The sequence below is a fragment of the Tenacibaculum xiamenense genome, from assembly GCF_964513065.1.
GTDB lineage: Bacteria > Bacteroidota > Bacteroidia > Flavobacteriales > Flavobacteriaceae > Polaribacter > Polaribacter xiamenense.
The window spans coordinates 128,777-151,561 of record NZ_CAZEQU010000038.1 but is presented as its reverse complement, the minus strand read 5'-3'; the positions used below and the strand labels follow the sequence as shown (position 1 = coordinate 151,561).

23 protein-coding genes and 1 other RNA gene are annotated in these 22,785 nt (G+C 33.1%); 16 read left to right on the top strand and 8 right to left on the bottom strand.

All coding sequences use genetic code 11. The features are described from left to right. The 8 genes from ACKTTV_RS17740 to ACKTTV_RS17705 form a co-directional block, all read left to right on the top strand. Window positions 1-1,045: hypothetical protein (locus ACKTTV_RS17740; protein ID WP_408032210.1), on the top strand; the 1,045-nt coding region annotated here is incomplete at its 5' end. 5 nt (window positions 1,046-1,050) lie between these two features. After that, complete coding sequence (locus tag ACKTTV_RS17735; RefSeq protein ID WP_408032209.1) at window positions 1,051-2,115, top strand: hypothetical protein; 1,065 nt, start codon at window positions 1,051-1,053, stop codon at window positions 2,113-2,115. A 14-nt stretch (window positions 2,116-2,129) separates the two neighbouring features. Then, entirely contained in the window at window positions 2,130-2,792 is a 663-nt protein-coding gene (locus ACKTTV_RS17730) for a hypothetical protein (RefSeq protein WP_408032208.1), read from the top strand. Window positions 2,793-2,800: 8 nt separating this feature from the next. After that, the gene (locus tag ACKTTV_RS17725; RefSeq protein WP_408032207.1) at window positions 2,801-3,514 is read left to right on the top strand and encodes a hypothetical protein; all 714 of its coding nucleotides are present in this window, start codon (window positions 2,801-2,803) and stop codon (window positions 3,512-3,514) included. Window positions 3,515-3,546: 32 nt separating this feature from the next. After that, window positions 3,547-4,224 carry a hypothetical protein gene (locus ACKTTV_RS17720; protein WP_408032206.1) on the top strand — a complete coding sequence of 226 codons (678 nt, stop codon included), beginning with the start codon at window positions 3,547-3,549 and terminating at the stop codon, window positions 4,222-4,224. After that, window positions 4,221-5,096: a hypothetical protein gene (locus ACKTTV_RS17715; RefSeq protein WP_408032205.1), complete on the top strand. Its 876-nt coding sequence runs from the start codon at window positions 4,221-4,223 to the stop codon at window positions 5,094-5,096. Before ACKTTV_RS17720 ends, ACKTTV_RS17715 begins: the two co-directional genes overlap by 4 nt. Window positions 5,097-5,098: 2 nt before the next feature. Next, window positions 5,099-6,001, top strand: coding sequence for a hypothetical protein (locus tag ACKTTV_RS17710; RefSeq protein ID WP_408032204.1), 903 nt, complete (start codon window positions 5,099-5,101; stop codon window positions 5,999-6,001). A gap of 571 nt (window positions 6,002-6,572) precedes the next feature. Continuing rightward, complete coding sequence (locus ACKTTV_RS17705; protein ID WP_408032203.1) at window positions 6,573-7,718, top strand: gliding motility-associated C-terminal domain-containing protein; 1,146 nt, start codon at window positions 6,573-6,575, stop codon at window positions 7,716-7,718. A 78-nt stretch (window positions 7,719-7,796) separates the two neighbouring features. Here ACKTTV_RS17705 and ACKTTV_RS17700 read toward each other — a convergent pair whose 3' ends face one another. Next, window positions 7,797-8,291 (bottom strand): DinB family protein, encoded by a 495-nt coding sequence (locus ACKTTV_RS17700; protein WP_408032202.1) that lies wholly within the window; start codon window positions 8,289-8,291, stop codon window positions 7,797-7,799. A 228-nt stretch (window positions 8,292-8,519) separates the two neighbouring features. On the opposite strand from ACKTTV_RS17700, the gene ACKTTV_RS17695 reads away from it, so the two are divergent. Further along, window positions 8,520-9,248, top strand: coding sequence for a hypothetical protein (locus tag ACKTTV_RS17695; RefSeq protein ID WP_408032201.1), 729 nt, complete (start codon window positions 8,520-8,522; stop codon window positions 9,246-9,248). A 56-nt stretch (window positions 9,249-9,304) separates the two neighbouring features. Here the strand turns inward: ACKTTV_RS17695 and rny are convergent, their stop codons facing one another. The 4 genes from rny to ACKTTV_RS17675 form a co-directional block, all read right to left on the bottom strand. Next, window positions 9,305-10,870 carry a ribonuclease Y gene (gene rny / locus ACKTTV_RS17690; protein WP_408032200.1) on the bottom strand — a complete coding sequence of 522 codons (1,566 nt, stop codon included), beginning with the start codon at window positions 10,868-10,870 and terminating at the stop codon, window positions 9,305-9,307. 48 nt (window positions 10,871-10,918) lie between these two features. Then, window positions 10,919-11,027: non-coding RNA, 6S RNA (gene ssrS / locus ACKTTV_RS17685), on the bottom strand. 63 nt (window positions 11,028-11,090) lie between these two features. Then, complete coding sequence (locus tag ACKTTV_RS17680) at window positions 11,091-11,378, bottom strand: cell division protein ZapA (RefSeq protein ID WP_408032199.1); 288 nt, start codon at window positions 11,376-11,378, stop codon at window positions 11,091-11,093. 11 nt (window positions 11,379-11,389) lie between these two features. After that, the gene (locus tag ACKTTV_RS17675) at window positions 11,390-11,680 is read right to left on the bottom strand and encodes a hypothetical protein (RefSeq protein WP_408032198.1); all 291 of its coding nucleotides are present in this window, start codon (window positions 11,678-11,680) and stop codon (window positions 11,390-11,392) included. Between the two features lie 150 nt (window positions 11,681-11,830). Here ACKTTV_RS17675 and ACKTTV_RS17670 point away from each other — a divergent pair, with 150 nt between their 5' ends. After that, window positions 11,831-13,522 (top strand): M23 family metallopeptidase, encoded by a 1,692-nt coding sequence (locus tag ACKTTV_RS17670; RefSeq protein ID WP_408032197.1) that lies wholly within the window; start codon window positions 11,831-11,833, stop codon window positions 13,520-13,522. Between the two features lie 12 nt (window positions 13,523-13,534). Continuing rightward, window positions 13,535-15,979 carry a TonB-dependent receptor gene (locus tag ACKTTV_RS17665; protein WP_408032196.1) on the top strand — a complete coding sequence of 815 codons (2,445 nt, stop codon included), beginning with the start codon at window positions 13,535-13,537 and terminating at the stop codon, window positions 15,977-15,979. Between the two features lie 90 nt (window positions 15,980-16,069). Here ACKTTV_RS17665 and ACKTTV_RS17660 read toward each other — a convergent pair whose 3' ends face one another. After that, the gene (locus tag ACKTTV_RS17660; RefSeq protein WP_408032195.1) at window positions 16,070-16,729 is read right to left on the bottom strand and encodes a hypothetical protein; all 660 of its coding nucleotides are present in this window, start codon (window positions 16,727-16,729) and stop codon (window positions 16,070-16,072) included. Window positions 16,730-17,015: 286 nt separating this feature from the next. On the opposite strand from ACKTTV_RS17660, the gene ACKTTV_RS17655 reads away from it, so the two are divergent. Then, window positions 17,016-17,774, top strand: a complete 759-nt coding sequence (locus tag ACKTTV_RS17655; RefSeq protein WP_408032214.1) for a response regulator transcription factor — start codon at window positions 17,016-17,018, stop codon at window positions 17,772-17,774. Between the two features lie 15 nt (window positions 17,775-17,789). Here ACKTTV_RS17655 and ACKTTV_RS17650 read toward each other — a convergent pair whose 3' ends face one another. After that, window positions 17,790-18,545 (bottom strand): ThiF family adenylyltransferase, encoded by a 756-nt coding sequence (locus ACKTTV_RS17650; RefSeq protein WP_408032194.1) that lies wholly within the window; start codon window positions 18,543-18,545, stop codon window positions 17,790-17,792. Between the two features lie 164 nt (window positions 18,546-18,709). Between ACKTTV_RS17650 and ACKTTV_RS17645 the strand changes: the two genes are divergently transcribed. The 4 genes from ACKTTV_RS17645 to ACKTTV_RS17630 all read left to right on the top strand — a co-directional run bounded on the left by ACKTTV_RS17645 (window position 18,710) and on the right by ACKTTV_RS17630 (window position 21,858). Continuing rightward, on the top strand, window positions 18,710-19,705 hold the full coding sequence (locus tag ACKTTV_RS17645) for a BtrH N-terminal domain-containing protein (RefSeq protein ID WP_408032193.1): 996 nt from the start codon (window positions 18,710-18,712) through the stop codon (window positions 19,703-19,705). Window positions 19,706-19,798: 93 nt separating this feature from the next. After that, window positions 19,799-20,104, top strand: coding sequence for a DUF1330 domain-containing protein (locus tag ACKTTV_RS17640; protein WP_408032192.1), 306 nt, complete (start codon window positions 19,799-19,801; stop codon window positions 20,102-20,104). A 19-nt stretch (window positions 20,105-20,123) separates the two neighbouring features. Further along, window positions 20,124-20,942, top strand: a complete 819-nt coding sequence (locus tag ACKTTV_RS17635; RefSeq protein ID WP_408032191.1) for an SDR family NAD(P)-dependent oxidoreductase — start codon at window positions 20,124-20,126, stop codon at window positions 20,940-20,942. Further along, window positions 20,935-21,858, top strand: a complete 924-nt coding sequence (locus ACKTTV_RS17630; protein ID WP_408032190.1) for an LLM class oxidoreductase — start codon at window positions 20,935-20,937, stop codon at window positions 21,856-21,858. The genes ACKTTV_RS17635 and ACKTTV_RS17630 overlap by 8 nt, the downstream gene beginning before the upstream one ends. Before the next feature lie 75 nt (window positions 21,859-21,933). Here ACKTTV_RS17630 and lgt read toward each other — a convergent pair whose 3' ends face one another. After that, window positions 21,934-22,785 carry a prolipoprotein diacylglyceryl transferase gene (gene lgt, locus ACKTTV_RS17625; RefSeq protein ID WP_408032189.1) on the bottom strand — a complete coding sequence of 284 codons (852 nt, stop codon included), beginning with the start codon at window positions 22,783-22,785 and terminating at the stop codon, window positions 21,934-21,936.

The following is a 22,785-nucleotide window of genomic DNA, read 5'->3' as shown; positions in this document are numbered from 1 at the left end:
TGTAACTCTTGAAATTGCTGATGACGCTGTAAATGCAGCAACTATTAACGCAGATGTAGCGGGTAGCGGTCTTACGCAAAACGCAACTACTGGAGCGCTTGATGTAGACGTAACAGCTATTACTGGTGACGGAACTATATCTTCTTCGGACTTAACTGTTACTGGAGGTACAAACGCTGCTCTTAATGATGTAACTCTTGAAATTGCAGCTGGTGCGGTAGGTACTACTGAATTAGCTAATAACGCCGTGAACTCAACTAAAATTTTAGACGGTACAATTGCCACTGCTGATATTGCTTCTGGTGGAAATGACCAAGTACTTACAACAAGTGCTACTGGAACAGTTCAATGGGAAGCTAAATCCAATTTAACATCAACTGTTACACAAGTTGTCACTTCAGGAAATACTATAGCAACACATAACAACGGAACTTCTAGTGTCAACATTATAGAAACCAATACAGAAGTTGCTCAAGCTACTGGTAATGCCGATGCCGATGTTACTTCTACTGATGCAAGAACCATTGCAACTTATACCTCTGAAGATGGAACAGATACAACAATTAACGAAAGTGTAACCTCACTTTCTCAAAATACAACAACAGGTGTTATTACCTATAATAATGAAGCAGGAACTAATCAAACTGCAAATGTTGTCGCTGCAGAAACCGATAATAAGTTAACAGTTGGTGCAAATGGAGGAGCATATTTCGCTGGACCAACAACTGTTGCTGCTGGTAAAGTAAGTGGTGCCGGTGCTGCCTTAAAAATTTATGGGGCAACTGTTACCAGAGTGAATGAAGGTGATTATCAAGTTACATTTACCACCGCTAGAGCAGATGCCAATTATGTTATCCAATTATCTATCTTAGATTGTAATGGAGATTGCCCAGGAAATACAACGGCAAACTATGACGATCCAGGTATTACTTATTACAACCAAACAACAACTGGTTTCAGAGTTAATATCGGAGATAGTGATAATGGAACAAACCAAAAAGATGATATTGATTTAGAATTTATGTTTAACGTAATTGATTTTTAATCATTATGAAAATCTCGTTGAAAATACTATTCTTTTTAATTTCATCTGTTGTTGCTTCTCAAACTGATGCCAACTCTGTAATAGGAGTTCCTCAAGTTACGAACAACACAGAAATGAACTCTATAACTGGAGCCCAAGAGGGCTCCATGGTTTATAATGTAGCTCAAAAAGGGATATATATTTTTAACGGTACCAATTGGGTTTCCACTAGTGGAAATAATTGGTTAATTACTGGAAATAACGGGACAACCTCTTCTAATTTTTTAGGAACCACCAATGACGTTAAAATGCAAATCCGTTCTAATAACTTACCTTTATTAGAATTCGGAAGGAGACAAACTCTCGGATTAGTTCAAAATTTCCCAGATTATACTGATAACAACCAACCTCTTATACATTTAAATGGAAATGGTAATGTTGCTGCACTTCAGTTCGCGGCGTCTGGTGCTTCTTTTTATAGACCAATGTTTTTCACTACTTCAAATGGAAGTTTTCGATTAAAAGGAAGTAGTGGTAGAACTGATCTATTTGAAATAGGCTCAGCGGGTCCTTCTAATGACGGAAGAATGGAATTTATTATTGGCGATGATGGAAATGAACCCATCGTATTCAAACGATATGATTATCGTAATGGTAGATTTCATACAGAGTTATTTAGAGTACAAGGAAGTAATGGTAGTGCCAATGCTAAACCAAGGTTTGGAATAAATATAAACCCTCAACAGGTTTCTCTTGACCCTACTTATAACGATACATCTAGCTCAGGTTATAATGTTGCAAACTCGACTCTTCAAGTTGGAGGTTCTGTTTCAACAGCCATTTTAAGAACAACATCTAGTATCTCTTTAAATGAAGACCATCATACTGTTATTATAACAGGTGCTCATAACATCACTTTACCTGGAGCAAATAGTTGTGCTGGTCGTTTATATATTATTAAAAATATTGCAGGAAGTAACAGGTCTATATCTACTTATAGGACTCTTAGCAATGGTACTTCTACCACTATTTTTAACAATAGTGTGTTATGGTTACAAAGTGATGGGGCCAGTTGGCAACGTATAAATTGATAATAATAGATAAAATGAATAAGCTAATCCCCTTTCTTTTTTTTATTTTTTCTACCCACTTGCTTTTAGGACAAATTGATGAACAATCATTAATCAGTCTTCCATCAGCAACAACAACAGAGTTAAATAATGTTGCTTCGCCAATATTAGGAAGCCTCGCCTTCGATACAACAAAAGATAGAGTTGTTGAGTATACGAGCTCAGGTTGGCAAGAAATGTTGACTTCGAGTAATATTTATGTTGGTGCTTTTATCATATCATCTACAGGAAACCAAACTATTTCGGGACTTCCCTTCTCTCCTACTTCCATAACTTTCAACGCTCACGCTAATATAGAAAGTCTTAATATTAACAGTGACAATGCCGTTGGGAATAACAACGCGGGCCTCAACAACTCATTTGGAACAATGAACGGTTTTGCCCGAAATGACAGTGGAACTATAGCACAACAAGTGATTTACGTAGGAGGGCATGGAAATTCAATCAATGACATTTCAAGATATGCCAGCAGTTCTAATTGCATCGGTGTTCGATATGGAAGTCAAAATGGAGATAATCTTGGTGTAATTTCAGCATCACTAACATCTTTTAATACTAACGGATTTACAATTAATGTTTCTAAAACAGGAACTGCTGGTTCGGAAAACCTAGTTGTTCTTTTTACTGCTTATAAATAACCACTACTATGAGAAACTATTATGTCTTTTTTCTATTTATTCTCTTCGGCACGAAAGCCCTAACGCAAATAGATGCCAATTCCGTAATGGGTATTCCTTCCGCTTCTAACGATACAGAAATGAATGGTATCACCGGCGCTAATGAAGGTTCAATGATATATAATGTTTCTCAAAAAAACATATACATTTTTGATGGGACAAATTGGGTTTCTGTTAACAAAGAAAAAAATACAGTTGGAGACATTAAATACAGCTCTCAAACATCAGATCATTCAGGTTGGTATTTATTAAACGGTAGAGCTACTTCAACTTTATCTACTAATGCACAATCAAATGCCACTAGTTTAGGTTTTACATCGAACCTACCAAATGCTGAAGACCGGGTTTTGAAACATCCAACTACAGGTGAAAGCATTGGAGATACAGGTGGACAGGCTTCAACGACCTTAACACGAGCTAATTTACCTAACGTAAATTTTACTGGGACAACATCTACCAATGGAAATCACCGTCATACAGTGGGAAGACGTATTGGAACGGATCAGGTAAGACATAACAGTGACGCCAACAGAACTTTTTTCAACCAAGGCGGAACAACAAATACCAGTACAACAGGTAATCATAATCATACTGTTACAGTATCCACTGGAGGTAGCAATCAACCTTTTCAAAGGTATCAACCCTATTTAGTATTTAACACATTTATTTATTTAGGGTTATGAGAAATTATATTTTAACTATAATTTTTGTTTTAATGACTAAAACAATTACTTCTCAGATAGATGCCAATTCTGTTAAAGGGATTCCCGTAGTTACAAACGATACCGAAATGAATAGTGTAACGGGAGCTATTGAAGGCTCTATGGTATATAATATTGCAAATAAAAACATATATATATTTGATGGAACAAATTGGGTACCTGTTAATCAACAGTCAATTTCAGTTGGAGAGGTTAAGTACAGTGTTCTAACATCCGATCATAATGGATGGTACATCCTTAATGGAAGAATGACAAGTTCTCTTCCCACTAATGCTCAAACAAATGCAACGAGTTTAGGTTTTGCAACGAACATACCCAATTCTCAAAATAGAATATTAAAACATCCAGCATCAACAGAAAATGTTAATGACACTGGTGGAGCTATCACCACTGTGTTAACAAGAGTTAACTTGCCTAATATTAATTTTACAGGAACCACATCTACAAATGGTAATCATCGTCATACTATTAACAGACGAACCGGAACTGATAGGGTAAGAAATGGCGCAGATGCCAACAGAACTTTTTTTAACCAAGGAGGAACGACCAATACCAGCTTTGCTGGAAACCATAACCATACCGTCACCGTAAGCAGTGGTGGTAGTAACCAATCATTTGAAAGATACCAACCATATTTAGTTGTTAACACATTTATTTATTTAGGTTTATGATAAGAAGTATAATTATAGCCACCTCTTTTATTCTAATTTCAACTCATTACTGCTACTCGCAGTTAGATTCAAATTCAGTTATCGGACTGCCCTCTGCATCCGATAATACAGAAATGAATAATATTACAGGTGCAAATGAAGGATCTCTCCTATACAATTCAAGTCAAAAAAATATATTTTTCTTTGATGGTACAAACTGGATTTCTCCATCTAGCTTAGGGTCGAATATTTATTCGATAGATGGAACATTAAGTGGGGCAAGAACACTAAACGGAGGTGGAAATTCTCTTACCTTCAATAATATTAATGCTTTTCAATTATCCACCAATAATTCAACGCAAATATTTGCGATTGGTCCATTACAATTAGGTTCCACTGGTAGTACAACACAAATAACAGGTACTTTGGGTATTACTATAACAGCTACCGCAAATGGAATAACCTTAAATGGTGATACCTCTGTTTCCAACAACTTAAGTGTAGCAGGTTCTTATTCTGACAGTTCAGGAGCTACAGGAACGAGTGGTCAAATTTTAACATCTACGGCTACAGGAACTCAATGGAGAGATCCCGCTACTGCCGAAGTAGTGAACCGAACATCAAATTATACTCTTATAGCCGATGACAACGGTAAAGTTTTCACATTTAATAGCACTTCGGATATTACATTAACTGTTCCAAGTGGTTTACCGGTTGGATTTAATATAAGTATTTATCAAACAAATACAGGTAGGGTAACTATTAGTGGGGCGGCAGGAGTTACCATACTCAATCGTTTATCAAGGTTTAGAACAGCTGGACAACATGCAGGTGCTGGCCTTGTGTCTACAAGCACTAACAATTTTCATTTAACTGGTGATTTAAGATTATAGGAATGTTTAAAATAAAATTAACTTGTATAGTTCTTTTTATTAGCTATACCATATCTGCACAAATTGGTCATTACAACCACTTCCCTACCATGAAACCGTTTCATGTACTAGATGACAAACTAACTAATATTAGTTTTGCCTTTTCTATGAGAGTCTTAGAAAGTGATTATAATGGTCCTCTAATTAGGTTAAGACGGGCAAGTGATAATACTTTACAAGACTTTTCTTGGGGTGATAACGATATTGTAGACATTGATGCCATTAATACTTGGCGTGGTGGAAGTAACGTTTTTGTTCATACGTGGTATGATCAAAGTGGTCTCGGAAGAAATGCAGTTCAAACGAATAATGCTCAACAACCTCGTTTTTTCCCAGATACAACTCGCCCTCATTTTCAAGGAGATGGTACTGATGATTTTTTAATTGTTGACACACCGAATGGTATACAAGATGTCACAAACGCTGGTGACGAAGGAACCGTCGTTACAATAGCCAGAGCTACAACAAAAAGTCAACACTCTTTTGGTGTTTTAACAAATAGAGATAGATGGTCAACACACATGAATTGGAGTGATAACAGAGTCTATTTTGACCCAGGTATTTGCTGTAATGGTACTCGTTGGTTTTCTAATGCTGGTAATGTAAATGTCTGGGAAATTTATACGTTTATAAAAACTAACACAAATGCAGTAGCTAGATCAGGAGGTACGCAAAGGTTTAATGGTGTTCACACGACTGGAAGGTGTACTCGTACCGAAGATTTTACTATTTGTTGGGCAAATGGAAATGGTACTACCAGACGATCAACGACCTCTTTTATGGAGTTAATCATGTACAGAACTGATATAAATGCAACCGTTTATCAGGATATAGAGGACAATTCCATCACTTTTTGGGGCATCTAAAGCGATAAATGGTAAAATTTTCAAGATTAAGCAGCTTAAGGTCTCTATCAGCTATTTTCGTTCTCTTGTCGAAATTGAAATGTAATATGTAATAAAAAATCTACCTTTGAAAAGAGATTAATGAGCAAATAATCAATCATAACACACTCAATGTGACTATTTTAAATTATTTGTGTCATATAAATGTAATTAAGATGTTAACCCAACGTCTATTACAAGAAGTTCTTTAAAATGCATTTGTTAAATAAGTAAATGAAACATAAAGTAAAACTCATAATTTAAAGAGGAGTTCCCTAAAAAGAAACATTTATAAAATTTAATAATAGTTTACGATTTAGACTTTTTAGTTTGATGAAACGGCGCAAAAAACCGAATTTAGTATGTAATTTTATATACTTTGCTACAAATCAAGTATATATGGTATAAAAAAACTTGTGAATTACAAAAAAAATATTATATTTGTGCACCATTAAAAACTAACATATTTCTAAAAATTAAACGGCATTTAAAAAGACAGACAGTTTTAAATATAATTAATAGTAATAAAAAATAATAAAAATACGGGGGTATTATGAAAAATTTTTTATCTATGATGGCTTTTGTTATGCCTATGTTTTTGGGTGCTCAAACAGCTTTTCATAACTTCGGAGAAGTAAAATTGCACGGTGATGCAAACGTTGGTTTCCATACTGACTTCATAAATGATGGAAACTTAGACAACAATAATGAAGGTTTAGCTGGTTTTTACAGTGATAACGATATCAGAAGTATATCAGGAAATAATAGAGCTGTATTCAACGATGTTGAAATTGACGCTGTTAATGATGTAGAGCTTTATGCTTCACTTGGAGTAACTAATGATTTAAGTTTTATCAATGGAAAAGTTTTTACTTCTAGAGATAATTCTAATACTTCCCTTGATTTTATCAACCATAATGTTTATGCTGGAGAAGATGACCAAAGACATGTTGATGGTTATGTTTCAGTAACAGGATCTAACAATTTTGTGTTTCCTGTTGGAGATGATAACAGTTTAAGACCAATGATGCTTTCAACTCAAGGTTCGGCATCTACTTTTAAAGGTGCTTACTTCGCTATAAATCCAAATAATGCTCCTTATAATTACGATACTGCACAAAAGCAAATTTTCCTTGATAATGTTAGTAACACGGAGTTTTGGGACTTAGAAGGTTCTACGGAAACTAGAGTTACTCTTACTTGGGATAACAATAGTGATATTAACGATATTAGCTCAAACATAAACCTTTTAAGAGTTGTTGGTTGGAGTGAGTCTGAGGGTAAATGGATAGATTTGGGCAGAACTGGTGTTAGCGGAAATCTTAACGCAGGTCAAGTTACTTCTAACATTTTTACTCCTAATAATTATACTGTAATTACAATTGGTTCTGAATTTTCTAACGGAGTTCTTGACAACGTAAATTTAATTTTTACACCTAACGGAGATCCAACAAATGAAACTTTAATTTTTGAAGGTTTAGAGCAATTCAGCGGTAATAGTTTAACAATATTCAACAGATGGGGTAATGTTGTTTACGAAGCTGTTGATTATAAAAACGACTGGAGAGGTGAATCAACTGGTAGAGCAACTATCAATAAAAAGAAAGACCTACCTGTTGGAACATATTTCTATACTTTAGATATTGATACTGGTGACGGAAGTAAAACTCAAAGAGGTTGGGTATATATCCACAGATAATAGTTAACACATAGAAAGAATAACGCAAAAAATTTACTTACTACTTACTACTACATTGATAGTAAAAGGTACAATTTTTTAAGACTTATTGATTTCCTTCGGTGTAGTTGGGTTATAACCGAAATCTGCATCGGGTAGCTGAATTCCTAATTGATTAATAATATAACCTACGCTAGCAAAATGATGAATAGCATGACTGTGTGCTTGAACCAATGCGCTTCCTAATGTATACTGAACAGTTACACTTCCTTTTCCTAAATCATCTGTAACGTATATTAATTTATTAAAATCGTCACTATCTATTTTAAGCAAGTTAGACCTTATTTCTTCAAAATACTTTAATCCTTCAGCAATCCATTCTTCAGCCAAAGTATTTCTTTCTCTATCGGAAAAATCAACATTTTTAGTATCTAACCCTTTAAAAATACAAGAAAAAACGTCTAGCACATGACGCATATGAGTTCCAATACTAGAATAATAAGGAGCTACCGATTTATTACAATATTCTTCATCATTAATACTATTTAACAATTTAATACCTCTTTGTAAGTTCTCATCTATAGCTTCAATCATTATATTATTTCTTATTTTTTAACTAAGTCGTATAAATATAGGGTATTTTACGAGTAATCAACAATATTTTATTACTCTTTTGTAACAAACTTATATACAAATACATACCTCCTATTATCATTAATAGAATACTATTAAAAAAAATTTTGGCACACGTTTTGAATATTTACAAATAACTGCGGAAGCCGAAAAGCAAATAGAGTAAGCATAACCCTAAATTTAGCAATTATGAGAACAGGGATACTTTTTATACTAACATTAATACTGTTAACACCTATAAAAGCAAATACTAATGAAATATCAACTAGCGAACTTGGGGTGAATATCAAACGATCGTATGGTAATTCAATTTCTTTCGTTGAAAGAGGTGTAGAATTTCATGTTTTTCTTAATGGTGATTTTGATTTTAATACCCATTATAGAAATACTAGATATGTTGATTATCGTGGTAGAAGAACTAGAATCAACAGAGGAGTAAGAATTGAAAGAGATCATAGAGGTAGAATACGCAGAGTAGGAAACATTTTTGTAAATTATGGTCTAAGAGGAAATGTTACCAGAATAGGTAATGTATTCATGAGATACAGAAGAGGGCACTTGGTAAGAGTTGGCGATTTACGAATTCGTTATGACAGATGGGGTAACCCTTTTTATGAAGGACGTGTAAAAAATGGAGTGTTTTTCGATGACGGAATAGGTTGTGATGACTCAATAGATATTGACATTAACATTGGTGATGTTTATGATTATGACGATGTATACTTCTACAGAAGAAACTTTAGAAACAACTACAGACAATTCAGAGAAGATGACGACTATTTATACTATAGAGCTGCTCCTAACGCCGATATCGGTAAAAGAAGCAAAGTTATAAAAAGAAGAAAGCAACGCGGTAAAAGTCGTAATTTTAGAAGTACCACCCCTGAACAAGAAGGGAGATCTAGACGAAATAGATAAAAAAAACCGAGTCAAATTTGACTCGGTTTTTTTAGTTTATTATATCTGAAAATTATTTATTTCGCTACATTGACAGCTCTAGTTTCTCTAATAACTGTTACCTTCACCTGCCCTGGATATGTCATATCATTTTGAATTTTTTGAGATATATTGAATGATAATTCAGCCGCTTTTGTATCACTAACCTTAGTACTTTCAACCATTACTCTTAACTCTCTACCGGCCTGAATGGCATAGGCCTTTTGAACACCTGTAAATCCAAACGCAATATCTTCCAAATCTTTTAATCGTTGTATATAACTATCCAACACTTGGCGTCTTGCACCTGGTCTTGCTCCAGAAATAGCATCACAAACTTGAACTATAGGAGAAAGCATGCTCTTCATTTCTATTTCATCATGGTGAGCTCCAATAGCATTACACACATCTGGCTTTTCTCCATATTTTTCCGCCCATTGCATTCCTAATAAAGCATGAGGTAGTTCACTTTCCGTTTCTGGAACCTTTCCTATATCATGCAATAGTCCAGCTCTTTTAGCCGCCTTCGCATTAAGTCCCATTTCAGCAGCCATAATTCCACAAAGATTAGCTACCTCTCTTGAGTGTTGTAATAAATTCTGACCATAAGAAGATCTGTATTTCATTCTTCCTACAGTTTTTATTAACTCTGGATGTAACCCATGGATTCCTAAGTCAATTACAGTTCTCTTACCTACTTCAATAATCTCTTGGTTAATTTGCTTTTCAGTTTTACGAACTATTTCCTCAATTCTTGCAGGGTGAATTCTTCCATCAGTTACTAATTTGTGCATTGACAATCTTGCAATCTCTCTCCTTACTGGATCAAAACAAGAAAGAATAATTGCTTCAGGAGTATCATCAACAATAATTTCAACACCTGTAGCCGACTCTAAGGCTCTAATATTACGACCTTCTCTACCAATAATTCTTCCTTTTACATCATCAGACTCCAAATTAAACACAGAAACACAGTTTTCAACAGCTTGCTCCACCCCTACTCTTTGAATAGTATTTAGAACTACTTTCCTAGCTTCTTGCTGTGCTGTCATCTTAGCCTCTTCAACCGTGTCTTGAATAAAGGCCATAGCATCTGCCTTCGCCTCTTCTTTTAAAGAAGCCACAAGTTCCGTTTTAGCCTCATCTGCTGATAAACCTGATATTTGTTCCAGCATATCAACATGACGCTTGTGAAGTTTTTCGATTTCGTTTTCTCTTTTCTCTAAAAACTCTATTTTATAGTCATAGTCAGCTTCTTTTTTCTGTAACGACTTATTATGCTTTTTCGATTTGTCTAATTCACTTGAAACCTGACTTTCTTTATCTCTTACTCTCTTTTCTACATCAGAAACTTTCTTTTCTCTGGATAAAATAACTTTTTCATGTTCAGCCTTTAATTCAATAAACTTTTCCTTAGCCTGTAAAATTTTATCCTTTTTTATTGCCTCAGCTTCAACCTTAGCTTCTTTTATTATATTCTTAGCTTTATCTTTAGTATCAACTATTAACTTATTCGCCTTAGTCTTCTCTAACATTTTAGCAATAATAAAACCTATCACTAAACCTATAATTCCTGCCAAAGCAGGAAATAATACTCCTTCCATAATTTTAAATTGATTGTATAAAAAAAGCCCACATTAATAGGGTTTTATAAACTCCGTATAGACAGGTTTAGGACTAACTGATTGATCAAGAATCCAAAACAAAGTTGGCATACTTTACTAATCAAGACTCATCCTTTTTAATTGAATAGTGTTGAGTTTATTAAACTATAGTACTAATGCAGGCAGTATATTAATGTTTTATATTTAAAAGAACTTTTATTTATATCTCGGCATCAATTAATTCAATCAATGCCTTTATTTTTTGTAACGCTTCTTTATCTTTTTTTTCCTTACTAATTGACTCTATTTCTAATTTTGAAGCAAATTGTAAAGCACACATTGCTAAAACATCCTGTTTATCAGCAACCGCATAATTTTCTTCAAATTTAGCAATTAATTCATTAATATTCCTAGCTGCCTTCCTCATTCCCTCTTCTTCATCTGTAGAATTAACACTTAAAGGGTATGTTCTACCTGCTATAACAACATTAACTTTTAGCTTCGCCATGTAAAGAACTTTTAGGTACTTAAGAGTTTGATGCATTTATCAATCTCTCTTACTAATGTATTTATTTTGAGTTTTGTTTCTCTAGTGTTATCATTACTGCCCTCGATAGTTTTTGCAACTTTCAGCAATTCGTATTCCTCTTGCTTTTCTTTCAATTGTCGCTCTTTCTCTTGTAACAAACCTTGTAACTTTGCATTATTTTGGAATAAAATACTATTTTCTTCCTTCAAAAACTCATAATTAGAAATTAACGTCTTTAACTTAACTTCCAGTAGATGAATTGCTTCTTGAGTGTTACTCATTAAATTTCCGAGAATAAAACTATTTCTACAAAGTTATTAATATAGATTAATTTAACAAATTTTTTGCATGTTTTTAATAAGTTATTGATAACAAAGATACTATCATTTTTATATTTATTTTATTAATTTTGTTTTAAAACTGTTGCAATTTTGAAACTTTACCTTATACTTTTTTTTTGTCTGGCAAGCGGAACTATTCTTGCTCAAGACCAATATCCAAAGAACTATTTTGATTCTCCTTTAAAAATTCCAATTATCCTTTCTGGTACTTTCGGAGAACTACGAAGCAATCATTTTCATTCGGGAATAGATATCAAAACTCAAGGAAAAGAAGGTTTACCTATTTACGCTCCTGCGGATGGCTATATTTCCAGAATAAAAGTTGGGCAATATGGCTTTGGAAAAGCTTTGTATATGAATCATCCTAACGGATATACAACTGTATATGCTCACTTAAGAAAATTCGCTGGAAAAATTGAAGCTTATGTAAAAAAAGCTCAATACAAAAAGAAAAAATACGCTATTGGTAATCTTTTCCCGAAGCAAGATGTATTTTCTATAAAAAAAGGAGACATTATTGGGTATACGGGAGATACTGGTAGCTCAGGTGGACCACATTTGCATTACGAAATAAGAGATACAAAAACAGAAAACATAATTAATCCATTATTTTTTAGTTTCGACGTTGAAGACACCATTAAGCCTACTGTAAATCAATTAATGGTTTATCCTCTTAGTGATAATGCTCGTATAAACAACTTCGCAAAAAAAACTACTCTAGAATTAAAAAAAATTAAAGAAGGTGAATTCGTAACTGACCGTATTGATGCTGCTGGTACAATTGGTTTTGGAATAAACGTTTTTGATAGATTAAATGGTGCCTCAAACAAAAATGGAATTTTTAGTCTTGAAATGAAAGTCAATGGAAATAGAGTTTATTATCATGATGTTGAAACATTTTCATTTGCGGAGAGTAAATTTATCAATTTACATATTGATTATGCCCATTATAAAAAGTATAGAAAAAGACTTCAAAAAACACATAAAGTTGCTCCCAATAAGCTTAGTTTATATGAAAATCTAGTTGATAATGGTAAGATTCATATTGAAGAAAACTCTAACTATAGCATTGAAATTATCAGTAGTGATTTCAAAAAAAATAAAACTAGAATAAAAATTCCCGTTAAAGGAGTAAAAAGTAGTGCTACTTTTAGAGCATTAGACACATCTAATTACAAAATAAATACAGCAGATTTTAATAAGTTTAAGCTTCAAAATGTTACTGTGGCTTTTCCTAAAAACACTTTCTATGAAGATTGTTTTATCGATTTTAAACTAAAAAATGGAGTGGCATCAATCCACAAACCTACTATACCTCTGGATAAAAGATATACATTAACATTTGGAATATCACACCTGTCCGAAGCTCAAAGAAAACAAGTTTATATTTCTAATGTTAATAATCCTAAATATCCTAGATACGTTTCAACAAAGAAAAAAGAAGATAAAGTTTATACTTCTACAAAATCGCTAGGTAAGTATACTTTAAATTATGATACTAAAAAGCCTTCAATTACACCAGTTAACTTTCAAAATGGTAAGTGGATTACCAAAAATAAAACGCTTAAGGTAAAAATAAAAGATAAGGAAACAGGTATTGGTGATTACAAGGCAACAATTGATAATGAGTGGATTTTGATGGAGTATAATCACAAAAAAGGTATATTAACTTACGATTTTAGTGATAAAAAGTTGGTGGGAAGTAAACATATTTTTAAAATTGTAGTGTCTGATAACGTTGGAAATACCAAAACGTTAAAAGCAACGTTTTTTAAAAAGTAAACACCATACACTTTGAAACAGCTTATTTTTATATTTTTTTTCCCTGCACTAATATTCGCTCAAAAGACGGCTACTGTTAAGGGAAGAATAACTGACCGTAATAATTCTCCCATTGAAAACGTAGCAATTACTTATTTAAGTAAAGGTACCACCACCGATAAGAATGGAAATTACGAGTTTTCTATTCCTATACGAAAAACGGTAACAGTAACCTTTAGCCATGTTTCTTTTAAAACAATAGTTAAGAAATTTACTGCACGAGGAAGTAAAACTTTTAATTTTTCTCCGAAATTAAAATCTTTGGACGAAAACCTAAAGGAGGTTATTGTTAAAAACAGAAAAAAAGAGGCTCAGGGAATTACTAAAATAGAAACGAAACAAGTCAAAAATTTGATTGGCGCTAATGCAGGTGTAGAGAATGTATTAATGACATTGCCAGGAGTGAGTAATAACAATGAACTTAGTACTCAATATAATGTTAGAGGAGGGAATTTTGACGAAAATTTGGTATATGTCAATGGTATAGAGATATACCGACCTTTCCTAATTCGTTCTGGCCAACAAGAAGGCCTTAGTTTTATCAACCCTCATATGATTCAAAACATTAATTTTTCAGCTGGAGGGTTTCAGGCAAAGTATGGTGATCGGCTTTCTTCGGTATTGGATATTACATATCGTAAGCCTAAAAACTTCGGTGCTCAAATTGATTTAAGCTTATTAGGAGGAAGTATAACTGTTGAAGATTCTTTTTTAAATAATAAACTCAGTGCAATTCTAGGAGTAAGATATCGTGATAATAGCCTGTTTGTTAATAGTAAACAGACTGAAGTCAATTTTAGACCACAATTTACAGATGTTCAAACGTATCTATCTTATAGTTTATCGGAAAAACTTACGCTCAATTTTCTTAGTAACTTTTCTTTGAACGATTATAATTACAAACCGTTAACTAGAAGAACTCGATTTGGTACCATTGCTAACCCATTAGAATTAATTGTTTTTTATCAGGGTCAAGAGCAAGATCAATTCAAAACATTATTCGGAGCTTTTTCTGCGGATTATGTTGTAAATGAAAACTTAAAATTAACTGGGACAATTTCATCATTCAATACTCAAGAAGAGGAACATTTTGATATCGCAGCGGCGTACAACATAGGAGAAGTTGACACTAATGCTGGATCTGAAAACTTTGGAGAAGTTGAATTTTCACAAGGTATAGGTTCACAAATAAATCATGCAAGAAACGACTTAGACGCTTTAATTAATGCTATTCAACTTAGGGCTACATTAAAACAAGGAAAAAACGAATGGAGAGCTGGTATAAAATATCAAAAAGAAAACATAAAAGATCGAATTAATGAATGGGAAGTTATTGACTCCTTAGGGTTTTCGGTTCGTCCCCCACATCATTCAATAAACGAACAACCATATGAGCCATTTACTGGCCCTATTGAACCCTATCAAAATGTTCGGGCTAGAAACAATATTGATATACAAAGAGTATCTGGTTTTGCTCAAGTAAGCCGAAAAACATTTATAAATAATCATCAAATATGGATGAATTTTGGTGTTCGTGCCCATTACTGGAATGTAACAGCTAATTCTCAAGCTTCACAAAATCACGTTGTATTCAGCCCTAGAGCACAAATTGCAATTAAACCAGATTGGGAAAGCGATCTCCTTTTTAGAATATCAGGAGGATGGTATGCACAACCTCCGTTTTACAAAGAGCTTAGAGATTATGATGGACAAATTCATCCCGAAGTAAAAGCCCAACAATCAATTCATATTGTTGCCGGAAATGATTACAGTTTTAATCTTTGGAACCGCCCTTTTAAGTTAACTACAGAAATGTATTATAAAAACTTGACAGATGTCAATGCATATTCTATTGACAATGTTAGAATACGTTATAGAGCTGATAATGCAACTAAAGCATATGCGTACGGACTTGATGTTCGGCTAAATGGTGAATTTGTTCCTGGTAGTGATAGTTGGATTAGTTTTGGGTATTTAAAAACTGAGGAAAATATTGATAATAGAGGATATATTGCTCGCCCAACAGACCAACGCATCAAATTTGGAGTATTGTTTCAAGACTATGTACCTAATCTACCTGATTTAAAGGCTTATTTAAACATTGTTTACAATACAGGGCTTCCAGGTGGAGCTCCTGCCTATTCCGATGTATATGAATTTCAAAATAGGCTTAACGATTACAAACGTGCTGATTTAGGTGTTTCTTATGTTCTAACAGATATAAATAAGCCTGTTTCTAATGGATTTTTGAGTCAATTTAAAGAATTTACAATTGGGCTTGAACTGTTTAATATTTTTGACGTAAGAAACTCAATTACTAACACTTGGGTTAGAGATGCCTATAGCAAGAGGCAATATGGAATTCCTAATTTTATGACAGGACGCGTTTTAAATGTAAAACTTGGTATGAAGTTTTAAATATATCGAAGTAAAAATTCAATAAAAATTTACCCTAATTCCATTATTAAGGAATTAGGGTAAATTTTTACTTAGTAATTAAAAACCTGTTTATGCAAGATTATTATTACTAACTAATACATTTTGTTTGTTAAGTTTGCTGTTATGTTGTTCTTCTATGATAAGTTTTTTATTCTTATTATAGAAATTAATAAGACCTTTATAGGTAAAACAAACTGGAATTGTTTCTGATCCCAAGTAATTAATACTTTCACCAATAATAGTAGCTTGAATCCCCATTAATCTAAGTACACGCATCAATTTGCTATCAATTTCCGCAAATGCTACTGCATTTTCATCCTTACATATTTCCAAAATTCCATAAACAACCAATTTCTTAAATAAGGTAACATCACATATTTCTTTTCGAATTGCAAACCTCCCAATATGCCAAATAGGTTTAATTGGAGCATATCCCGTAATCATTAATGGATTGATTCCAAAAATTTTCTCTATGGGAAGTTTATCTACATAATTCCATTTCAAAACTCGAATAGTTCCAGCGATATTTCCTAAGTTATCTTTTGCCACGAAGATATTAGAATGCTCTTTGTATTTTATTTCCTCATCATAAACTAGCTCGATATCCTCTTTACAATTTCGAGGTACGTTATTAGTATGATGCTTAAAATTTTCTTTCACAACAAATTCAGCTAGCTTTTTAAGCTTCTTTTGATGTAGTTTTGGGTTGTAGTTTTCTTTGAGTATCATAATTAATAGTTTACCCAAATCTATTTACGTTTTTGGAGCAATTGATTAAACAAAAGGGTAGTTCTATATTTTACTAGGTAAAAACTACACAAAAGTGTAGGGCTATTTCAAGCTTTCTATTTACTACATAAAAAAGGCGATAAACGACTATAAATCAACACCCATCGACACCTTCAAACTATTATAAAAAACAACAAAAAACCAACTAAAATTGTTAATTAATTGCAAACTATCTTATTTTTTAAGTTAAAAAGGATTAAATTTGAATAAAACAAACTACTACCAAATGGTTGATATTAATGACTTTTTTTCTTTTAAAAACACGGTAAATAATATTTCCGACAACGACAAAAAAGGAACGGAAAATTATCTTGAGCCTATTAAAGCCTTTGCGAGAGCCACTTACAAAAGTATCTATGTAATCGATTATCAGAGCAAAGGTTTTGAATACGTTTCTGACAACCCTTTATTTTTATGTGGTCATACCGCACAAGAGGTAAAAGAAATGGGATACGCTTTTTACTTTAAATATGTAGTTCCAGAAGATCTTGACTTACTCATTAAAATTAATAACATAGGCTTTGATTTCTATGAGCAGATTCCAATTGAAAACAGAAAACGTTATACCATTTCATATGATTTTCATCTCAAGACTCAAGAGGGAAAGTCCATTCTTATAAATCAAAAACTTACCCCAATGTTTTTAACCAAAGATGGAAAAATTTGGAAGGCTATTTGTATTATTTCTCTTTCTTCTGAGGAAAGTTCAGGGAATATCAAAATATACGAAGCGGGGTCAAATGAAATTCACAGATATGACCTAAAGGGTAATTTCTGGAAAACCACTCAAAAAATCAAATTAACGGACAGAGAAAAAGAAATTGTTCAATTTTCAATTCGAGGATATACAATTAATGATATTGCCGAAGCTATTTTTGTTTCGCCTGATACTGTAAAATTCCATAGAAAAAAATTATTTGAAAAATTAGAAGTAGTCAATATTACAGAAGCAATTTCTCACGCTACTAATAATAGACTTCTTTAATAAAAAATATTGCAACTATTGGTTTAACAATGAAGTTAAATAGAAATCAGGAAATTTCTTCACTTCACGTCCAGTAACAAGATTAAAAAGAATATGGGTACACATACCTGCTACAAGAGAAGAAGCTACGGATAATTGAGGTGGAGGCAATGGCTCTTCCTCGTTCTTAAACTCCCTAATAACATCGTCAATCCAATCTTGAGGGTTCCCCCAAAATTTCATAAAACTAGAAGCATATTCAACCATATTTAGTTCGTTAAACCTCTCCCCTTTTTTAGCTATGATATCTAATGAAAAACTGTCTGGAGCAATAACTGTTACCAATCCAGCCCAGCCCAAATTATAAGGATGCAATACCGTTATATTTTCTTCTTGGCAAATTTTATCGAACATTAATGGGACTTCAGATGTAAAATCAAGAGCGTTTATGGCTGCCTTATGTCCTTTTATAAACTCATGCACGTTCTCAGGAGTTAGAAAACAATTATGATGAACAATATCTGCATTGCTATTTATTGATTTCAACCTTTTCATAATAGCTTCAGTTTTCATTGTCCCTACATCATTTGCTGTGTAATTTTGCCTATTTAAGTTAGAAGTTTCAACTTCGTCTCCATCTATTATTGTTATTTTTTCAAAACCTAATCGAAGCGCACATTCAGCTATAGCACTTCCTATTCCGCTCCCTCCGAGTAAAATAGGAAAATCTTTAATCATTTCTTGTTCTTCTTTTGAAATATAAATTCTGTTTCTGCTATAACGTACTTCCATAATTATTTGAATAAGTGTCAAACAAAAATACACTCAAAAATTGTACCTTATCTTACCTAAAAGTGTAGTATTACGACACCCAATTGTTAAAAACAAACAAAAGCAATTCCTCCCCTGACAATAAGTTGTCATTGGAACACTTTAGATTTGCTAAAACTATAGAAATGATTATAGAAAATTTTGAACCATTTATCGGTGAGCATTGTGAAACAACCACCACTGGAAGTCTTTTAAAACATATTGGTATAAATCTATCAGAGCCCATGTTATTTGGTCTTGGTCAAGGCTTGGGTTACATTTTCTGGAATATGAAAATCATGGACTTTCCATTTATAGGAGGTAGAATTAAACCAGATCTTCTAACCAAAAATATTTGCGAAAATTTAGACCTAGAGTTAAAAATAAACGAAACTACATCTGTAAATAAAGCGTGGAATACAGTTAAAAACCATATTGATAACGGAATACCCGTTGGTTTGAAATTAGATTGTTATCATTTGGAGTATTTTACAAGTAAAATCCACTTTGCAGGACATTATGCTTCTATTTATGGCTATGACGGTATGAAGGCATATCTTAATGACACCAATCAGCAAGGTAGAAATGCTGTAACATCCTTAAACAGTTTAGCTCTGGCAAGAAATGAGAAAGGTCCTATGTCTTCAAAAAACCTTTCATACACAATTTCAAAAAAGAAAAATCTGACACCTCTAAAAGAAGCAATCCCTAAAGCAATATTCAATAATGCCAATGACTTTTTAAATCCACCAATTAAAAACATTGGTTATAAAGGTATTGCCAAAACTAGCTTAGAAATAAAGAAATGGTTTCATACTAGTAAATCTATAAAAAAAGACTTCCAACTATGTGCCTCATTAATGGAACGAGGAGGAACTGGTGGTTCCTTATTTCGAAATTTATACAGAGATTTTCTGAAAGAAAGTGCTAATTTTTTAAGCTCGCAGAAGCTACTGGAAGCAAGTCAAAGTTATCATGAAATCGCCTTAGATTGGAAAAAAATATCGGAGTTACTCCATTTGATCGGTGAAACGGAAAATGAGATCCATTTAAACAAGGCTTCTGATTTATTTCTAAAAGTATCTGCAAAAGAAAAAGAAACAATGTTGTTCATAAAAGAAGCCATAACCAATTTTATTTAAAGGTATATGTATCAATAATTGAACTATCCTTTTTGACGGTTATTGTGGAAAACAAAAACTATAATTAATTTTGTTACTATAAATTTTATAGCAATGAAATATTATTCAATATTAGATGTATCACCAACCACAAACGAGTGGATTCCTGAATATCTTTCTGCTACCAACAACCTGGTAAAAAAATATGGAGGAAAATATATAGTACGAACTCCAGATCACATACAACTTGAAGGTAACAGAGAAAAAGTTACCTTAAGAATTATTCTGGAATGGCCCTCTAAAAAGGCAGCCCAAGACTTTATGAGTGATCCCGACTACATTCCTCATTTACAAGCTAGAACGAAAGGCTCAATAAGTAACCATTATCTTGTTAAAGGTAATGATGACTTTGCTCAATAATCTTAAAAGCTAAATAATCATGAAAACAATATTAATAACTGGAAGTACTGATGGAATTGGGAAACTAGCTGCTTTAAAAATGGCCAACGACGGGCATCGAGTAATTTTACATGGAAGAAGTTCAGAAAAGCTTGAAAACACCTTATTGGAGTTAAAGAAAAAGACAAACAATAATGCCATAACTGGCTATACAGCAGATCTATCTGATTTATCATCTTTACATGAGTTCACTTCCCTTATTCAAAAGAAGTATGATGTTATAGATATCCTCATTAATAATGCTGGTGTGTTCAAGTTTCAAAATGCAATTACCAAAGAAGGACTTGACGTTCGTTTTTCTGTTAATTTCTTGGCGCCTCTAATTCTTACTTCTGAGTTGTTGCCTCTGTTAAAACAAAAGAACTCATCGAAAATCATCAATCTAAGTTCTGCCGCTCAAGCATCTGTTTCACCTGAAGCACTTAAAGGCAACGAATTATTAGCTATGCAACAAGCGTATCCTCAAAGTAAGCTTGCCATTACAATGTGGTCTTTTTATCTAGCGAAAAAACACCCTAATATACACACTATAGCCGTCAACCCAGGCTCGCTATTAAACACCAAAATGGTGCAAGAAGCCTATGGTCAATTTTGGTCTTCAGCAGATAAGGGAGCGCAAATTTTATATGATCTAGCCTTGGCTCCATCATATGAAGGCATTAGCGGTAAGTATTTTGATAATGATAAAGGTTCTTTAGGATCTGCACATTCTGATTGTTATGATGAAGAAAAAATAAAAGAACTTATGAGAATTACACATGAAATACTTCGAAATCTCAATATAACTATTGATGAATAAGTTAAACGATATAGCAAAAGAAGGAAAGTTAAGTTTTGGACTTGTTTTTCCCTTAGAAGCTTATTCTGGGTCTATTCCTTCCATGCATGATCAAGAAATGCTTGCCAAAAGAGCGGAAAAACTGGGTTTTAAAGCGTTATGGTTCCGAGACATTCCTCTGCATGATCCTAATTTTGGCGATGCTGGACAAATGTTTGATCCTTGGATATACATGACACACATCATGAATCAAACATCAACAATAGCTTTAGCTTCAGGTTCTATAATATTACCACTTCGTCATCCCATACATACAGCTAAATCAATGCTAAGTATTCAAGAACTTTCAAAAGGACGAGCTATATTCGGTATTGCGTCTGGAGATAGACCTTCTGAATATCCTTCTTTTAAAAAGGAGATACATCTAAAAGGTGATTTGTTCAGAGACAATTATGAATACATACAATCTCTTTTAAAAGATTACCCAACTTTTGAATCCACTCATTACGGAAGCATGAATGGAAGTACAGACTTAGTCCCCAAATCTAGCTATAAACTTCCTTTACTAGTTACTGGTCATTCAGGGCAATCATTGAATTGGATAGCAGAAAATTCAGATGGATGGCTTTATTATCCTCGTAACTTTGACGTACTACAGCGATCAATGAATGATTGGCACAAAGCCCTTGAACAGACCAAACAATCATGGAAACCTTATATGCAATCGCTATACGTTGATTTAGTCGCTAACAAAAATACACCTCCTTCGCCTATACATTTAGGAATAAGAACTGGAAGCAAATTTCTAATCTCCTATTTAAAATCTCTAGAATCCTTTGGAGTAAGTCATGTTATATTAAATTTAAAATATAGTTCGCGAAAAGCGGATGAAATTATTGACGAAATTGGAAGTGATATTTTACCTCATTTCCACTAAATGAGGTAAAAAGAAAAGTATTTTAAATAAAAAACCGAGCATAAAGCTCGGTTTCAATTTATTTATAAATACTGTTTATTTTGTTTTTCTAAACATTAGCCAAAATCCAATTAATACTAAAGGAATACTCAACACTTGACCTGTGTTTAATGAATTTAGTACCCAATCTTCTCTTCCTTCCACCTGAGCTTCTTTTAAAAACTCGATAAAAAAACGGAGTGACCATAATACCACCATAAACAATCCGAATAAGAAACCTGTTTGATTTTTCTTATCTGTTTTCCAATAAAAATGCCACAATACGAAGAACAATACTAAATAACTAAATGCTTCAAACAACTGTGTTGGATATCTAGGTACCGTTTCACCTGCTCTTTTAAAAATAACTCCAAAACTACTACCTGTTGGTTTTCCATAGATTTCTGAGTTAAAGAAGTTTCCAAATCTAATAAAGAATCCAGCTAAAGCAACCATGATTCCCAATCTGTCCAAGATAAACAACCAAGGTTTCTGTAAATGTTTTTTTGCATAAAAATAAAGAGCTAAAGGAATAGCAATAGCAGCTCCATGGCTTGCAAAACCAGTAAAACCAGTAAATTTCCACCCATCAATAAGCCCAAAAAGCGCCGAAGCTCCTTCCTGTTTCTTAAAAGGTAAGATGATTTCCAACAAATGATTCTGATAATAATCCCAACTATAAAAGAAAACATCACCCAAACGCATTCCTATTAACATAGATACGAATACGTACATAAAAAGTGGATCTAATTTTTCAACAGATATTTTATCCTCTATGTAAATTTTTTTCATTAATCGAAGTCCCAGAATAAATGCCAAAACAAACATTAAACTATACCACCTAACTCCGAAACCTCCTATTTTAAAAATTTCTGGATTTATGTCCCAAACAACAGATAAAAAATTCAT

What these genes read in the sequence shown, in the direction of transcription:
- ACKTTV_RS17700 (WP_408032202.1), bottom strand. Translation starts at nt 8,291, where the DNA reads ATGATTGAAGCTATAGATGAGAACTTACAAAGAGGTATTAAATTGTTA.
- ACKTTV_RS17650 (WP_408032194.1), bottom strand. Translation starts at nt 18,545, where the DNA reads ATGGAAGTACGTTATAGCAGAAACAGAATTTATATTTCAAAAGAAGAA.
- ACKTTV_RS17725 (WP_408032207.1), top strand. Translation starts at nt 2,801, where the DNA reads ATGAGAAACTATTATGTCTTTTTTCTATTTATTCTCTTCGGCACGAAA.
- ACKTTV_RS17735 (WP_408032209.1), top strand. Translation starts at nt 1,051, where the DNA reads ATGAAAATCTCGTTGAAAATACTATTCTTTTTAATTTCATCTGTTGTT.
- rny (WP_408032200.1), bottom strand. Translation starts at nt 10,870, where the DNA reads ATGGAAGGAGTATTATTTCCTGCTTTGGCAGGAATTATAGGTTTAGTG.
- ACKTTV_RS17630 (WP_408032190.1), top strand. Translation starts at nt 20,935, where the DNA reads ATGAATAAGTTAAACGATATAGCAAAAGAAGGAAAGTTAAGTTTTGGA.
- ACKTTV_RS17655 (WP_408032214.1), top strand. Translation starts at nt 17,016, where the DNA reads ATGGTTGATATTAATGACTTTTTTTCTTTTAAAAACACGGTAAATAAT.
- ACKTTV_RS17720 (WP_408032206.1), top strand. Translation starts at nt 3,547, where the DNA reads ATGACTAAAACAATTACTTCTCAGATAGATGCCAATTCTGTTAAAGGG.
- ACKTTV_RS17730 (WP_408032208.1), top strand. Translation starts at nt 2,130, where the DNA reads ATGAATAAGCTAATCCCCTTTCTTTTTTTTATTTTTTCTACCCACTTG.
- ACKTTV_RS17635 (WP_408032191.1), top strand. Translation starts at nt 20,124, where the DNA reads ATGAAAACAATATTAATAACTGGAAGTACTGATGGAATTGGGAAACTA.
- ACKTTV_RS17675 (WP_408032198.1), bottom strand. Translation starts at nt 11,680, where the DNA reads ATGAGTAACACTCAAGAAGCAATTCATCTACTGGAAGTTAAGTTAAAG.
- ACKTTV_RS17680 (WP_408032199.1), bottom strand. Translation starts at nt 11,378, where the DNA reads ATGGCGAAGCTAAAAGTTAATGTTGTTATAGCAGGTAGAACATACCCT.
- ACKTTV_RS17705 (WP_408032203.1), top strand. Translation starts at nt 6,573, where the DNA reads ATGAAAAATTTTTTATCTATGATGGCTTTTGTTATGCCTATGTTTTTG.
- ACKTTV_RS17715 (WP_408032205.1), top strand. Translation starts at nt 4,221, where the DNA reads ATGATAAGAAGTATAATTATAGCCACCTCTTTTATTCTAATTTCAACT.
- lgt (WP_408032189.1), bottom strand. Translation starts at nt 22,785, where the DNA reads ATGAATTTTTTATCTGTTGTTTGGGACATAAATCCAGAAATTTTTAAA.
- ACKTTV_RS17645 (WP_408032193.1), top strand. Translation starts at nt 18,710, where the DNA reads ATGATTATAGAAAATTTTGAACCATTTATCGGTGAGCATTGTGAAACA.
- ACKTTV_RS17710 (WP_408032204.1), top strand. Translation starts at nt 5,099, where the DNA reads ATGTTTAAAATAAAATTAACTTGTATAGTTCTTTTTATTAGCTATACC.
- ACKTTV_RS17660 (WP_408032195.1), bottom strand. Translation starts at nt 16,729, where the DNA reads ATGATACTCAAAGAAAACTACAACCCAAAACTACATCAAAAGAAGCTT.
- ACKTTV_RS17640 (WP_408032192.1), top strand. Translation starts at nt 19,799, where the DNA reads ATGAAATATTATTCAATATTAGATGTATCACCAACCACAAACGAGTGG.
- ACKTTV_RS17695 (WP_408032201.1), top strand. Translation starts at nt 8,520, where the DNA reads ATGAGAACAGGGATACTTTTTATACTAACATTAATACTGTTAACACCT.